This window comes from Ekhidna sp. (assembly GCF_039940915.1).
GTDB lineage: Bacteria > Bacteroidota > Bacteroidia > Cytophagales > Cyclobacteriaceae > Ekhidna.
Window position 1 is genome coordinate 309,506 of record NZ_JBDVFO010000001.1, and the last position, 14,929, is coordinate 324,434.

Sequence of the window (14,929 nt, forward strand, 5' to 3'; positions counted from 1 at the left end):
ATTAGAGGCATGATCAGATACAAATTTGAAAATACACTTGATAGAGAGTTTGCTGCTGCAATGCGAAAGCGTGTGAATGAATATTTTCAGGATAATGAGATTCAGCGAAATGCAAACGCCAAGATGATTGTGAAAACCATCGCGATCTTATCCATGTATTTGGTTCCCTATTTTCTATTGATTACAGCAGGGTTTACCAATCTTTTTCTGCTGATGGGTCTTTGGATGGTCATGGGAATAGGTAAAGCATTTATTGGTACCACTATCATGCACGATTCCATTCATGGATCATATTTCAAAAAGAAATCCATGAATGCCATTATGGAGTTTTCTGCTGCCATTGTTGGTGTGGATCGTTTGATCTGGCATATTCAACATAATGTACTTCATCATACATATACCAACATTGAGGAAACGGATGAAGACATCCTGCCAAGGTTCGTTTTTAGATACTCCAAAAATCAACCTCATATGTGGTTCCACAGGTTTCAACATATTTATGCACCCCTTTTTTACTGTGTGCCTTTGCTTGAATGGATCACTACCAAAGACTTCATCAAAGCTTTCGATTATAGAAGAGAGGGCTTGATCAAGAAAGCTGACTTCCCGAAAGAGTTTGCTTTGATTGTCCTTCGGAAAGTATTTTACTGGGTCGTTTTCTTGGCGATTCCTGTTTTGTTGATTCCAATCCCAATCTGGATCACTATCATTATGATCTTTGTCTCTCATTGCATTACAGGTATTATGTTAGCGATGATTTTCCAAACAGCACACGTTGTGGAGCCTGCAGAGTTTTTCAAAGGCGAATCTGAGCACATAAAGCACAGCTGGGTGGTTCATCAATTACGAACCACGTGCAATTATGGGATGGACAATAAAGTGCTTTCCTGGTTTTTGGGTGGATTGAATTATCAGGTTGAACATCATTTATTCCCAGATGTTTGCCATGTGCATTATCCGGCCATTTCTAAGTTTGTTCAGCAGACTGTTAAAGAGTTCGACCTGCCGTATCGTGCGTTTCCCACTTTTGGTGCGGCTGTTTCCAGCCACTTCAAGCACATGAAAGAAATGGGCAGTGCTAAAGATTTGAAAGTAGGGGCTGTTCAGGCTGCTTAATTCAGCATCACAAAAGCTCCCCAGTAATACGGCTCAGGAAAAGATTGACGAAGCGTTCTTTGAGCAGAAAAGAATGCCTCTTCTTTTGGTTTTCCACCCATCCATTCGGTGTAAAAATTAGTCATTAGCTGCATGGTCGCTTCATCGCTCACTTTCCACAAACTCATGATTACGGATTCTGCACCAGCTACTTGGAAAGCCCTTTGTAATCCGTAAACCCCCTCACCTGATTTGATCTCTCCCAAGCCTGTTTCACAAGCGCTTAGCACGACCAGGTCGGTATTTTTCAAGTCCAGCGTAATAACCTCATATGCCGTCAAAACACCATTATTGGCCGTATTTACTTCAGTCCCTTGGGTAGCTACTCCCATCGTTTGTTCAGCATTGGCTAACATCAATCCAGATCGCAACAAAGGATTGTCTTTCGCCTGATTGACTTCTACACCAAACACTTTTTCTCCGGAAGCTTTACTTTCTGGTAGGAAAAATCCATGGGTAGCTATGTGCAAGAGCGACGGTGACTTGATTTCCTTAAACCTTGCTTCTGTGGCTTGACTTTGCATGTAAGTATTGGTAGCAAATCCTTTAGCTCGGGTAATCTGGCTTGCTGCATCTATTTCTGCTTTTGTTCCAGGCAGAGCTGCCAATAGCCCTTTACTTCCAAAATCAGGATATCCGAAAAAATCCGCCTTTTTAGATGCAAATCCTGTGCTCGGAGGTTTTACTAAATCCCGCGTACTTGTATATAAATGCAAATCAAACGCGTCTGACACGAAAGATCCGTCCGGTCGCTGAAGTGCTCCAATATTGACCTGGAAATAGACGCCATCTAGACTTAAAAAAACATTTTTCTTTCCGTTCAACTCTTCATCTACACTCCTCCAGAATTTGTCGTAAGTTATTTTATCTGGCGCCTTCAATCTTACCATATTGAGATATGCCTTTGCGTATTTTGTATCTAAATCCTGTCCTCCTTCTACCAGCACCAGTTTGGGATGAACAGCGGCTAAGTCAGCGATCAAAAAAGCGTAATTCTTTTGGTTGGTAAAACTTCTATCGAAAACCGGATAGCCAATGATTTCAACAGCAGCATCATTCGTTCCTAATTTAGATTTAACATCTGCCAAAGATGTTGTAGGAAGCTTGTTAGATTGAGCAAAAGCAGCGGATAGAAGGTTCAACTGTTTCTCAAGCTTATTTGCTTCAGCTTCCAATTCCACCAGGTTTATTTTCTGCTGCTTTAACTGTTCCTTCGAAAAGGAATAGTAGTGAATCAGGTTTTCCTTAGCATCAACCCATTTTTGATACGTGGACTTCAATTGCTCATCGGTGCTGCTCAAAATCTGCTCACGTACCTTGGTAGACGCACTGAGTAAAATTCCTTTCGTCTTTAAATGAATGTTGTACATCTCTGTCAGCAGCTCCGGGGTTTCTTTCCCATTTTCAACGGCAAACGCAAAGTACTTGAGAATGGAAGGTCTCACCTTGGCCCAATATTGTCCCTTTTCATACTCACTCATCGCACCAAAATAATCTTCAACCAATTGCAGGTTAGAAGAAATAACTTGATTAAATCTGCTAGTAGCAAGTGTGTTGTCTCCTTGCTTCCAGGCAACCACTGCAAGGTCTTCAACAGAGCTTAAAAAGTCTGGGTGCTTTTCACCAAAGAGTTGTTTATACTTTGCATTCACTTCCTGAAATATGCGCTCCGCTTCTGGAAGGTTTCCAGTTGTCAAATGGTACCTTCCCAAGTTGTGATGGGTTTTGATATATGCCAGATGTGATTCGGAATATTTCTTCCGGAAGATTCTCAATGACTGATCCAATAGCATCGGTACCTCACTTGAATTCCCCAACTCCATGAGCGTTGAAGCCAGGTAGTTTTTTACATTACCTACGTCTGTCTGATTTTTAGCAAATCGCTTTTCTTTTAAGGCAATGACCTCTCTAAAAATAGCTTCAGCCGTTTTGTACTCGCCGGTGCTGTAATGTATCAGCCCCTTATTTATTTTGAACCCTACATTATCTCTTCCTTTATCTCTAAGCGCACCATCAGCATAGGCAGCAGCCACATCAATGGTTGACAAGGCTTCCGCATATTGCCCTATTTCGTTATAGAGCAAGGCTTTATTGTTCAGGATTAGCGCATGAGCCAGTGATCCTACCCGATCGTTTTTTCTGATTACTTCTTCAGCTTTATTGAAATATTCTTCAGCTTCCGTATACCTGCCTTGAGATTGAGAAATGGTTGCATGATTTGCATACAAAGAAGCAAGAGCTACCGTATTCTCGCCAATGATTTCCTTAAAGTAGGATATGCTTTCTTGCATGAAATCTTCAGACAGCTTGTACTTGCCTTCCGCATGCATAAGAATAGAAATATTGGCCACCGTCTTACCCAAAGCGTACCTATCAGCAATGTTCATGGTGTCCATATTTACCAAATCTGCAATCTTAAATGCCGATTCAAACGATGGCGTCTGTTCCATCATCAAAGCAAGTGCTTCTTCGAAGTTAGAGGTTGCGATGAACGGGTTAATGTACATGGTCATCTCAGCGGCTCGATTCAGATCAAATACTTGTTCATATATCTCCAGTTGCACCGGTTCGGTGTCTTCATCTTCGTACGTCTTTGCAAAGGATACAAGCAAATTTTCTTTACTATCTCGATTGGCAAAAAATGAAGATCTATTCCCTTGCGAGAAGATATAGTTGTAAAATGAAGTGTCCTTTTTAAGCTGATCATTTCGAATGTCAGCCATGCGATCATCCGTATTGACCAATGCTGCAGGTTCTACCTTCTCATCTTCTACTACTTTCTTGACACGATCTTTAAGCTTATTGAAATTAATTTGCGAAAACGATACCGTGGTTATGGCAAATGCGGTTAGGAAGGCAATTAGTCTCATCATACGATTTAAATATTTCAATATAAAGTTAGAGTTTTGCAAGGACACAGAAAACTATGAGGTTCATCGAGAGTATTCTTTTCAGAGATGGTAGCTACCATAATTTATCGCTACATCAAGAACGTATCGATCGTACCTTCTCCAGATACGCACCCCATACCGACGTTCACCATTTGATGCGCATTCTACCCGATTTAAAGATGAGCGGCGTTTACAAAGTGAGAATGATTTACGAAGCAAGTGCTGAGGATGCCAAATTTGACTTGGAGTTTGCTGAATATTTTCCACGGAAAATCAAGACGCTTGAAATCGTAAAATCTAAACCAATTGATTACGCATTAAAGTATGAGGACAGAGGTGAGATTAACAACCTGCTTGAAACTTCGCGAGCCGATGACATCATCATATCCGTCAATGATGGCCTTACGGATGGCTCATATTTTAACCTGGCTTTTTGGGACGGGTCAGCGTGGTTTACTCCTAAAAATCCACTTCTCAAGGGTGTCCGTCGGACTCAACTAATTCAAGAAGGGAAACTCAAGGAAAGGGAAATTCTGGTTTCTGATTTACGCTTATTTGAAAAGGTCAGCCTCATAAATGCGATGCTTGATCTGGGTGAATTGGAAATCCCTTCTTCTGCTATTTTGCTTCCCAAAAACGACGGTTGATTTTGAAAAGATCTTTTCGCCGCTCTTTGGAGAACAAGTTTTTTATCACTCCATGGTATACTTCTAACGAATCTCCTGAGAGAGCAATCACAATGATGGCCAACGTGAAATCTGCCTTATAGTCATAAGAAAGTAGTAATTGAACCATTAGATAGGAAAGAAGTAAAACTTCAAATAGTTGAAAGATTTTTGTGATCCCATCATACCATTTTGGCATAGCTGCATAAACAATTTTGAAAAGAAACACATTGAAAAGGCAAAAGAGAACTGCCAGCATAATTTCTGTTTTATGAGACATGTGATCAATGGGGTCGTCATCCAAAATCTGAGAAACAATATTGGCATGTATGACGCCTCCAAACATGTCGTTTTTCGCTTTACCTACATACTTTTCGTTCATTGGGGTGAAGTAAAAATCCTCGGTGGTTTCGGTGTCTCCTAGGTATTTCCCCATAAAGCACATGATCACTATTTTATCTTTAAATAGGTCGGCCGTGAAGTTTTCATCAAAAATGTCATATACATCCAAAGCAAAGTATTTCATTCCATACTGTGCAGCGGAAAAGCTCATGATATTGCCTTTAAAATTTATGGTCTCTATATCATTGTTACGATCTAAGAATTTTTGAGTCATCGCTGAATCATATGCATATGCAAGCCTAACAGGGAAGGCATACCGTGTATTTCCACCTACAATTTCAGAAGGCGTAAACTCTCGACACATTTTTAAATCTTCTTGGGTGCGAGCATTGGTAATGAGATTCACATAGCCCAGCATGGCCTCTTTTGTGATATGTTCTTCTGGCTTGATAGTGGTCTCAAACTCTGCGCTTTCTTCATTATAATTTATGAGCTTCTCTCCAACAACGATATTGGGGGTTTCGGAGAGTACTCGCGTCAAAGCGCTGTCTTCTTCCCACTTCATGGGGATGTCCAGCATCACGTCCAGTCCGATAACTGCCGGCTCATATTGACTTATAATTTCGATTTGTCTTGCTATACCTTCTCTCGGAAGATTCCCAATATTCACAACCACAATTCTATCATCTGCAATGGGGTCTTCATTCAGCTGAGAAAATACAATATCTGTCAGCTCAAAGTCGGAGAACATATCTCCGATAGGGTCAAACAAATCAAATACCTTAAACAAGGTGACAGAGGCAAAAAGCCCCATGATGCCGAATATGAAAAGAGAACAGAGGATGGTGTCCAAGGTGAATTTTTTCATAGCTTAAAGAAAAATAATTTTCTCTACGAATACCTTATGAAACCATCCTCTGTCGACTTTTTGTCTATTGGTTAGAATGACAGTCCGAATCGCAATGCAGGAAAAGCTTGTTTGAAATCGTTCGTGTAAACTAGCTCTGGAGTGAAATTGAATTTAGATTCACTTCTTTGTGAAAACAAGGACAACTTGAACGTTCTACCCGAATAGAAGTCTCCTTCACTATGAATCAAATAACCCAACCCTACGCCAACCTCATTTCCATTTCCATATTTAAGATTAAAAAACCCTGTTAAAAAACCATTCAGATCAGGTTCTGAAGTAGAGATTTCACTGCTCCCTGTGAATAGATATTGCTGAGTATATATTAATCCTGTTTGAACCTTTATGTTGCCATACCTATCAGGTAGATTAAAACCCAGCTTAAAACCTAAGTCAGGAACAAAACGATCTCGATAAAAACCTAATCCTACTCCAGCTGAAATCTCAATGGAATCTGTTCCTCCGCTTTCGCCACTGATATTTGACACGTTTGCTTTGCCATATTTAAAAAACCCTTCTCCCTTGTAAACATTGCGCTTACCATAATCCTTGTACTTGAGGTTTATTTGATCCCAAACAGATTCTACGCTTAAGTCTTTGATCATTTCTAAATCATTGAGATCGTTGAGAGAAAAACTAATAGTTACCTTATGCAAGATTATATGGAATTCAATTCTTTCAGATCGGACCTCAGTGACACCTTCTGAACCGATAAAAAATACATCCGAATTATTTTCAATGCTTTTCACCTCAACCTTTGCTCCAGGATTTTCACCACCCGATTTTTTTATATAGGTAACTTTCGCGCCCTCATCTGAAGCAGAAGATTCCACGGCAGTGTTCATGACATTCAAAATTGATCTCCAAAGGTCATCCTTTAAATAAACTTCCTTTTTACTCATTTGATAAAACCGAAACTTTACATCGATTTGGAAGTCAGTTTTCAGCACCAGCTCGTCAGGGTATAATTCAGAGACTTTTTGTGCATTGATATCGATACTACTTGAGAGCAGAATTAATAAAAATATTATTTGTTTAATGCTTTTCATAGAGCTTAATTTTTAAAACTTTTTGATTTGACTTTACTTGATCTGGAAAAGATTGCAATTGAGCTCTAACTGTTATACTCTTCCTTTTTTCAATCGACGGCCCCTCGAGACTGGCCTGAATAACTGAAATATCTTCTGCGGCAAAGGCCGGCTTATATTTTTTCTTTGGCTTAGACACTGCTATGGGTTCCAATAACAACTTCTGGCTTGAGATTTCAATAGTTTCTGGTGGCTCAAGGCCTTTTTTCCTTAAACCCGGGAAGTTAATAGCAACCGTCTTCTCCTTCTGAATGCTGTTTGCGTCAGCAATCTTTACCTCTTCATTCCCAGGTAAGCTTTTTTCTGTCTTTTCTACTTGAGTTATTGTTGTTGATTTCTCAAGCGTGGTTTCTTTGAGAATGCTTAGTGGCAAAAAGATGAATCCAACGAGCAAGCAAGCAGCAGCCACCCACCAGAAAGTGTATGCTTTGCGGTTGTCTAACCGGTGCTCCAGCTTTGTCCATACCTCAGCATCATCGAACTCAAACCCAAGTTCTTGTTCTGATACTTGATCTAATTTTTCAGCTAATTGATTATGAGCCATAGTCTTCCTTTTTTTCGTCTAACATTTCGCGAAGCAACTTTTTTGCCTTGAACAATTGGGATTTTGAAGTTCCAACTGAAACACCTAGCTGTTCGCTGATTTCCTGATGTGAGTATCCCTCCACCTCATAGAGGTTGAACACTGTTCGATAGCCTACTGGAATAGATCGAATCAATTTGAGCAGGTCATTTGTCTGCAGTTGAGATAAAGGCGACACATCTATTTCTTTATCCAAATCCTCATTTATCGATAAAATTTGAATTTCCTTATTCCTCCTAAGCTTCATCAGCGCCTCATTTACCATGATTCGCTTCACCCAGCCGAAAAACGCATTATCATTTTCGTAGGTGAACCTGTTCAAGTTCTTGAATACCTTATAAAAGGCTTCTAAAAGCACGTCCTCTGCATCTTGCTGGGATTTCATGTATCGTAAACACACGCCCATCATTGGAGCACTCAACCGCTTATACAGTTGCTGTTGAGCCTTTCGATCTCCGGATTTACTTTTTTCTATTAGGTCCTTGGTATTCAAGAGAAGCATTTGGTTGTAGAATGCCATTTGAAGTTGGATGGTTGTCTGACACAAAAAAGAAGCTAGACAATTTTTACAAAGTAACAGCGTGGTGCCATTGGATGCTGAGCTCCTGAGTTAAAGCTTGTTAAAACAAAAAAGCCATCTACATTTCTGTAGATGGCTTTTTATCAATTTTCTGTTTTATCTATTCGTTATCATCAAAAATTTTCTCAACGAGTACGTTTACTTTATTATTCAGCACTTCTACTACTCCTCCTTCTACCAGAATGTGTATTTCATCCTTTTTTTCTTCCTGATAACGAATGTCACCTTTTCCCAAGGTAGTAACCATGGGTGCGTGGTTATTCAGTATTTGAAATGACCCATCACTTCCAGGAAACGAAGCACTTAATACTTCTCCTTCAAATACTTTCTCGTCTGGTGTTACTATCTCTAAAAACATCTTTGTCTATTTAATCGCTTTGGTTTTTGAGATGATCTTAGGCTGAAATACCTGATTATCTCAATAAATGCCAGTCGCGCCGCGACTAGGCGTTCGTTTCAGCCATTAGTTTTTCACCCTTCTCTATTGCTTGTTCTATCGTTCCCACAAGGTTAAATGCCGCTTCTGGTAGATGATCAAGCTCACCATCCATAATCATATTAAATCCTTTGATTGTGTCTTTGATATCTACAAGCACCCCTTGAAGACCAGTAAACTGCTCTGCCACATGGAATGGCTGAGAAAGGAATCGTTGTACCCTTCTTGCTCTGTGTACCACTTCTTTATCCTCATCCGAAAGCTCATCCATACCGAGGATAGCAATGATGTCCTGAAGTTCCTTATATCGCTGTAGAATCTCTTTAACTCGCTGCGCACAGTCGTAATGTTCATCACCAAGTATGTCTGCGCTCAAAATTCTCGAAGTAGAATCAAGTGGATCTACCGCAGGGTAAATACCAAGTTCTGCAATTTTTCTTGAAAGTACTGTTGTTGCATCCAAGTGAGAGAATGTTGTTGCTGGAGCCGGGTCAGTCAAATCATCCGCCGGTACATATACCGCTTGAACAGAAGTAATCGATCCTCGTTTCGTTGAAGTAATACGCTCTTGCATAAGTCCCATCTCGGTAGCAAGTGTCGGCTGATATCCCACCGCAGATGGCATACGTCCTAGCAATGCTGACACCTCAGAACCCGCTTGTGTGAATCGGAAGATATTGTCAACGAAGAAAAGGATATCTTTTCCTTTACCCTCTCCGTCACCATCTCTGTAGTGTTCAGCCACTGTCAGCCCTGAAAGAGCCACTCGAGCACGTGCCCCAGGAGGCTCATTCATCTGTCCAAATACAAATGTTGCTTTAGAATCTTTAAGTTTTTTCTTATCTACCTTAGACAGGTCCCATCCACCTGCTTCCATTGATTCTTTGAATTCTTCACCGTAATCAACGATTCCAGCTTCGATCATCTCTCTTAGAAGATCATTTCCTTCTCTTGTTCTTTCTCCAACACCTGCAAATACAGACAAACCACCGTGCCCTTTTGCAATGTTATTGATCAACTCCTGGATCAATACCGTCTTACCAACTCCTGCTCCACCAAACAATCCAATTTTACCTCCTTTTGCATAAGGCTCAATGAGGTCAATTACCTTGATACCTGTAAAAAGTACTTCGGTAGATGTAGATAAATCTTCAAATTTAGGTGCATCCCTGTGGATCGGAAGTCCGTTTGAATTGTCCACCTGCTCCAGGCCATCAATCGCTTCTCCAACTACATTGAACAGACGCCCTTTGATCGCCTCGCCAGTAGGCATCTTAATAGGTGATCCTGAATCCGTTACTTCAGTACCTCTGCTTACGCCATCAGTACTATCCATTGCAATGGTCCTCACCGCTTCTTCGCCTAAATGTTGCTGAACTTCCAAAACCACTTCAACACCGTCTGGACGAGTCACTTTTAGTGCGTCCATAATGTTTGGGAGTTTTGATCCTTCAGCACTAAAGCTTACGTCTACTACCGGGCCAATAATCTGGGTTACCTTACCTTTATTTGCCATTATTTCTTGTGGTTATATTAATGGGGTTGTTTGAAATTTGGTGCGAAATTAAGGGAAAAAAAGATAAGGAAAAAGGGTTTTTGCTCCTCATCTGTTCAGGTAAATACGGAAAGTTGTCCCTTTATTGATTTCTGATTGTTTTACAAAAATCTTTCCTTGATGATATTGCTCGATTATGCGATTAGCCAGGGTTAATCCCAATCCCCAACCACGTTTCTTTGTGGTATACCCAGGCCTAAATACATTCTTAATCTTGGCTTTAGGAATGCCTTTTCCTGTATCCGTTATATCAATGGCTACCTGCCCTTCACTGACACGCAGGATATTTATGTTAATTGACCCTTTACCCTCCATTGCGTCGGCAGCATTTTTGCATAAGTTTTCTATCACCCAGGCAAATAGCGATTCATTAATTCGTGCTTCAATTTCCCTGTTGGGAAATGTTGTTACCGTCATAGCTATTTTCGTAGAAAGCCTCTTTTGGAGGTAGACAACAATTTCATCCACTAAATCTGCGATATTGAATAAAACCAATTGAGGTTCGCTTCCAATGCTGGAAAATCGGTCGGTTATTACTTTAAGTCGATCCACATCTTTATCAAATTCAACAAGCACTTCTTGTTGATCCTTGTAAAGACCTTTGAAATACTCAGACCAAGCCATCAATGAAGACAAAGGAGTTCCTAGCTGATGAGCTGTTTCCTTTGCAAGTCCTACCCAAACATGATCCTGCTCAACCCTCCGCATGTAATTGAGTATCAGAAAGGTGATAATGCTAAAGAGCCCAATAATCGACAACTGAACATAAGGATAATACCTGAGCTGGCTTAGCAGAAAGGAGTTCTTGTGAAAAATGTACTTGTACCCATAGATATTGTCCTGATCATCCTTAAGTGTCACCTCGATTGGCGGATGTGCTTCTTTCATCGCTTCAATCTCTTTTCGTAGAAATGCTTCTCGTTCTTTTTTTTCTGAAATTTTATCTGCCTTACTCAGATTTCGATAATCTTCAGGCTTTTCATTTTCATCGGTTAGGATTACGGGAATCGAATGATTGGCTGAAACGATCTGATCTAAGATCAAAAAGAAGTTTACATTCTCACTTTCATTGGCCAAAAACTCCAAGGAGCTCGCATATATCTCAATTTGTCTTTCTTCCCTGTCTCGTATTTTAGCAACCAGGCTATTCGTATACAAAATGGATCCAAAGCTTATCAAAATAGCAAACCCCACCACGATCCACTTTAAATGTGGTCGTAGTGGGGCTAGTGTATTGCCTGTAGCTTCTCTAAACTTTTTCTTCAATGGATGATCGTTTGGTTAAAAATAACCACGATCTACCTAATTCTTTTGCATGAGCCACTTAGCAAGGATTTTATAGTTCACTTTTGCGCCATGCATGAGTATTCCTATTCGATAGATTCTTCCTGCCAACCAAAGTGTGAAGATAAATCCGCCAATCAGAAGAACCATGCTTAGTGCTAATTCCCATACTGGCACTCCAAACCCTATCCTACCCATCATTACAATCGGTGAGGTAAACGGAATGATAGAAAGCCAGAAACTGATGTTTCCATGGGGATCCGGAAATACAAACATCATTAGACCCATTAGTGCAATGATGATAGGCAACATAATTGGCATCATAAACTGTTGTGCATCTGCAGGCGTATCAACAGCAGATCCAACTGCAGCAAACAAAGCACCATACAGCAAGTATCCTCCCAGAAAATAAAAAACAAATAGCAGGACAATCTTAGTTATCGGAATGTCGCTTACAATGGCCATCATTTCCTGAACCTTTTCATTGTTTTGAATGGAAGAAGCTCCGTCGGCACCCTGTACCATTTGCGCTGTTTCTAACGGATCCATGCTTAAACCAAATGCCGCCATTCCTGCAAACGAGATCACACTAATCAGAACCATCCAAATAACAAACTGAACAACTCCAACAGACGCCACTCCTACAACCTTTCCGATCATCATGTGGAATGGTCGTACGGTGGATACAATTACCTCAACTATTTTGCTATTCTTTTCTTCGATCACCCCTTGCATCACCTGTGCTCCGTATACGAATAGGAAAAAGTAAATTAAAAAGCCCATCACATATCCAATTCCAAAAGTGACTCCAGAGTCACTTTTGGACTCATCTCCTGCTTCACTTAGGTTAAAAGACTCGATTTGCACATACGTCTTAAGCTCCTCCAATTGCTCCTCGTTTAACCCAGACCTTGTCAGTTTAATTTCTCTGATTTGCGCTTCAATTTTGTTTTCAAAGCCACCAACCAAATTAACCCCAGGAGAAGTGTGTGCATAAAATCTTATTCCTTCGGGCTTATCCAATTCGAATTTTGGTATGTATATCAAAGCAAAGTCCTCCGATTTGCTGAACCTCGCTTTCGCAGAATCCAGTGGGCCGTCAACTATCTGATAGTCATAGTTCTCGGTATCTTCAAAATTTAAGATCGAGCTTTCGTCCAAAACATGAACCACTTCAAGCTCTTTATTCTTCTCATTCTGAATGGCCAGATATACCATCCCTCCAATTATCGCTGGAAATAATAGGGGTACTAGAATTGTCACGAGCAAGAAGGATTTCTTCTTTACCCGACTCATGAATTCACGTTGAATTACTAAAAATATCTTGTTCATTTTTTTAAGGTCTTTTTGGTGATTTTAGGCATCTGCCAATTCTGGATTCTCTCCCTTTACCAAGGATATAAAAATGTCATTCATGCTTGGAATACGTTCAACAAATGAGTGAATTTCTGCTTGATTTATCAGTTCTTTAAGCAAGTCATTGGGGTTTCCATCAGAGGAATATTGAACCAGTGTTCGCGTCAAGTTTCTACCTATTTCCTCTGCGTTTAATACCTCGAAACCTGTGCCTGACTTGAGTTCTCCACCTTTATGCTCAACCAGGTATGTTCCGTCACGGAATTTTTCCTTGATGTCGGCTTTTGACCCATCTAAAATCTTTTCCGATTTATTGATCATGGCAACATGATCGCATAACTGCTCCACAGACTCCATTCGATGTGTGGAAAAAATGATGGTAGCACCTTTATCTCTTAGTTCTAGTATTTCATCTTTGATCAAATTTGCATTGACGGGATCAAAACCAGAAAAAGGCTCATCAAGAATGATCAATTTTGGCTCATGCATTACGGTAGCTATGAATTGAATCTTTTGAGCCATTCCCTTGGAAAGATCTTCTATCTTCTTCCCCCACCAGTCAATGATATCCAATTTCTGACACCATGCCTTCCCTCTTTTAGAGGACTCTTTCATGGACAATCCTCTCAGCTGACCTAAGTAAACAAGCTGCTCGCCCACCTTCATCTTCTTATATAATCCCCTTTCCTCAGGCAGGTAGCCAATATTTTTAATGTGCTCTAGATTCAGTGGTGCACCATCGAATAGGATTGACCCTTGATCTCCTTCGATGATTTGGTTAATGATGCGAATGAGGGTGGTCTTTCCAGCACCGTTTGGACCCAATAGGCCAAAAATGGTTTTTTCTGGAATTTCCATACTCACCCCAGACAATGCCTGATGCGCGCTATAGGACTTGCTTATGCTTTCTACTTTTAATAGGCTCACAATGATTTCGGTTTTTTGGACATTAGTTTACGAAACTAGGAAAATATTACACAGTCAAGTATTTTTTTCTATCGACTGGATTTTGCGACTAATTTAGTGGCTTAATTGCATACCTGACCGGCAATATGATTTTAAGGCGTTTGTATTCTTTCTGGGCTGTTTTTTCAATGGTCTTTTTCTTCCTCTTGCTCATCCTCCCATTACTCATAATGGTGCCATTTAAGTCCTTACACAAGCAAGCGCTCAGAATCAACTGCATGTGGGCCTGGTGCTTCCTAAAAATGGCCGGTATTCCGGTCCAAATGGAATGGCAGTTTACACCAGATGTGAAAGCACAATACATCCTTTGCGCAAATCATTTTTCGTACCTGGATATTCCAATTTTAGGTCTATTCCCCATTGCATTCAAGTTTGTAGGCAAAAGCTCATTGGCAAAAATTCCGGTGTTTGGCTACATGTATAAAACGTTGCATATTACAGTGAATAGATCAAGCTACAGGAGTCGGGCACAGAGCCTGATTGAAGCAAGAAATTCCGTAAAAGAAGGATTTAATCTGGGCTTTTTTCCTGAGGGTGGTATTCGATTGAAAAGTTATCCAAACATGGTCGACTTCAAGGATGGGGCTTTCAAGCTTGCTGCAGAGAATAATTTACCTATTGTACCCGTTACCATGCCAGATAATTATCGAATTTTAAGAGATAATGACCTTTTAAACATTCGCCGGAAGACATGTAGAATCATCTATCATTCGCCCATATGGCCAAATGGAAGTACCGATGAAGATGTAAAGAAACTTAGAGAGGAAGTTTTTCGTGTCATTCAAGCGGAGTTAGATAAGCACTCCCAAGCGATGGTGTAATTTTGTTGCCTCATGAAAATCACAAAGGAAATTGTACGAAAAACAGCTCATCTGGCTAGACTCTCTTTTAATGATGCGAAGGAACAACAAATGATCGAGGATTTGCAAAAGATGGTAGACTGGGTGGATAAGCTGCGAGAGGTGAATACAGAAGGTGTGGAACCTCTCACAGGAATGTCAACAGAGATGAATGCATTTCGTGAAGACACCATCTCAAATCAGATTTCCAGAGAGTCAGCGTTAAAGAATGCACCAAAACATGATTCTGAATATTTCAGAGTCCCTAAAGTGATCAATTAA

General features: G+C 40.4%; 14 protein-coding genes. 4 read left to right on the forward strand and 10 right to left on the reverse strand.

Annotated elements, in window-relative coordinates:
- The first annotated feature begins 9 nt into the window (after nt 1–9).
- Nucleotides 10–1,116 carry a fatty acid desaturase family protein gene (locus ABJF57_RS01400; protein WP_462231999.1) on the forward strand — a complete coding sequence of 369 codons (1,107 nt, stop codon included), beginning with the start codon at nt 10–12 and terminating at the stop codon, nt 1,114–1,116.
- Here the strand turns inward: ABJF57_RS01400 and ABJF57_RS01405 are convergent.
- Nucleotides 1,113–4,028: a CHAT domain-containing protein gene (locus ABJF57_RS01405; protein ID WP_462231997.1), complete on the reverse strand. Its 2,916-nt coding sequence runs from the start codon at nt 4,026–4,028 to the stop codon at nt 1,113–1,115. The genes ABJF57_RS01400 and ABJF57_RS01405 overlap by 4 nt on opposite strands.
- A 53-nt stretch (nt 4,029–4,081) precedes the next feature.
- Between ABJF57_RS01405 and ABJF57_RS01410 the strand changes: the two genes are divergently transcribed.
- A complete protein-coding gene (locus ABJF57_RS01410; RefSeq protein WP_462231995.1) occupies nt 4,082–4,693 on the forward strand; it encodes an aminotransferase class IV in 612 nt (203 codons plus the stop codon).
- Here ABJF57_RS01410 and ABJF57_RS01415 read toward each other — a convergent pair.
- The 9 genes from ABJF57_RS01415 to ABJF57_RS01455 form a co-directional block, all read right to left on the reverse strand.
- On the reverse strand, nt 4,665–5,921 hold the full coding sequence (locus tag ABJF57_RS01415; protein ID WP_462231993.1) for a CHASE2 domain-containing protein: 1,257 nt from the start codon (nt 5,919–5,921) through the stop codon (nt 4,665–4,667). The genes ABJF57_RS01410 and ABJF57_RS01415 overlap by 29 nt on opposite strands.
- A gap of 71 nt (nt 5,922–5,992) precedes the next feature.
- Nucleotides 5,993–7,009, reverse strand: coding sequence for a hypothetical protein (locus tag ABJF57_RS01420; protein WP_462231991.1), 1,017 nt, complete (start codon nt 7,007–7,009; stop codon nt 5,993–5,995).
- Nucleotides 6,996–7,592: a hypothetical protein gene (locus ABJF57_RS01425; RefSeq protein ID WP_462231989.1), complete on the reverse strand. Its 597-nt coding sequence runs from the start codon at nt 7,590–7,592 to the stop codon at nt 6,996–6,998. The genes ABJF57_RS01420 and ABJF57_RS01425 overlap by 14 nt, the downstream gene beginning before the upstream one ends.
- A complete protein-coding gene (locus ABJF57_RS01430) occupies nt 7,582–8,124 on the reverse strand; it encodes an RNA polymerase sigma factor (RefSeq protein ID WP_462231987.1) in 543 nt (180 codons plus the stop codon). The genes ABJF57_RS01425 and ABJF57_RS01430 overlap by 11 nt, the downstream gene beginning before the upstream one ends.
- A gap of 187 nt (nt 8,125–8,311) precedes the next feature.
- A complete protein-coding gene (gene atpC / locus ABJF57_RS01435; RefSeq protein ID WP_462231985.1) occupies nt 8,312–8,569 on the reverse strand; it encodes an ATP synthase F1 subunit epsilon in 258 nt (85 codons plus the stop codon).
- A gap of 85 nt (nt 8,570–8,654) precedes the next feature.
- The gene (gene atpD / locus ABJF57_RS01440; protein WP_462231983.1) at nt 8,655–10,163 is read right to left on the reverse strand and encodes a F0F1 ATP synthase subunit beta; all 1,509 of its coding nucleotides are present in this window, start codon (nt 10,161–10,163) and stop codon (nt 8,655–8,657) included.
- A gap of 87 nt (nt 10,164–10,250) precedes the next feature.
- On the reverse strand, nt 10,251–11,468 hold the full coding sequence (locus ABJF57_RS01445; RefSeq protein ID WP_462231981.1) for a sensor histidine kinase: 1,218 nt from the start codon (nt 11,466–11,468) through the stop codon (nt 10,251–10,253).
- A gap of 36 nt (nt 11,469–11,504) precedes the next feature.
- Nucleotides 11,505–12,818 (reverse strand): ABC transporter permease, encoded by a 1,314-nt coding sequence (locus tag ABJF57_RS01450; RefSeq protein ID WP_462231979.1) that lies wholly within the window; start codon nt 12,816–12,818, stop codon nt 11,505–11,507.
- Between the two features lie 24 nt (nt 12,819–12,842).
- Complete coding sequence (locus ABJF57_RS01455) at nt 12,843–13,769, reverse strand: ABC transporter ATP-binding protein (RefSeq protein ID WP_462231977.1); 927 nt, start codon at nt 13,767–13,769, stop codon at nt 12,843–12,845.
- A gap of 281 nt (nt 13,770–14,050) precedes the next feature.
- Between ABJF57_RS01455 and ABJF57_RS01460 the strand changes: the two genes are divergently transcribed.
- Nucleotides 14,051–14,629 carry a lysophospholipid acyltransferase family protein gene (locus ABJF57_RS01460; RefSeq protein WP_462231975.1) on the forward strand — a complete coding sequence of 193 codons (579 nt, stop codon included), beginning with the start codon at nt 14,051–14,053 and terminating at the stop codon, nt 14,627–14,629.
- Nucleotides 14,630–14,641: 12 nt separating this feature from the next.
- On the forward strand, nt 14,642–14,929 hold the full coding sequence (gene gatC, locus ABJF57_RS01465; protein ID WP_462231973.1) for an Asp-tRNA(Asn)/Glu-tRNA(Gln) amidotransferase subunit GatC: 288 nt from the start codon (nt 14,642–14,644) through the stop codon (nt 14,927–14,929).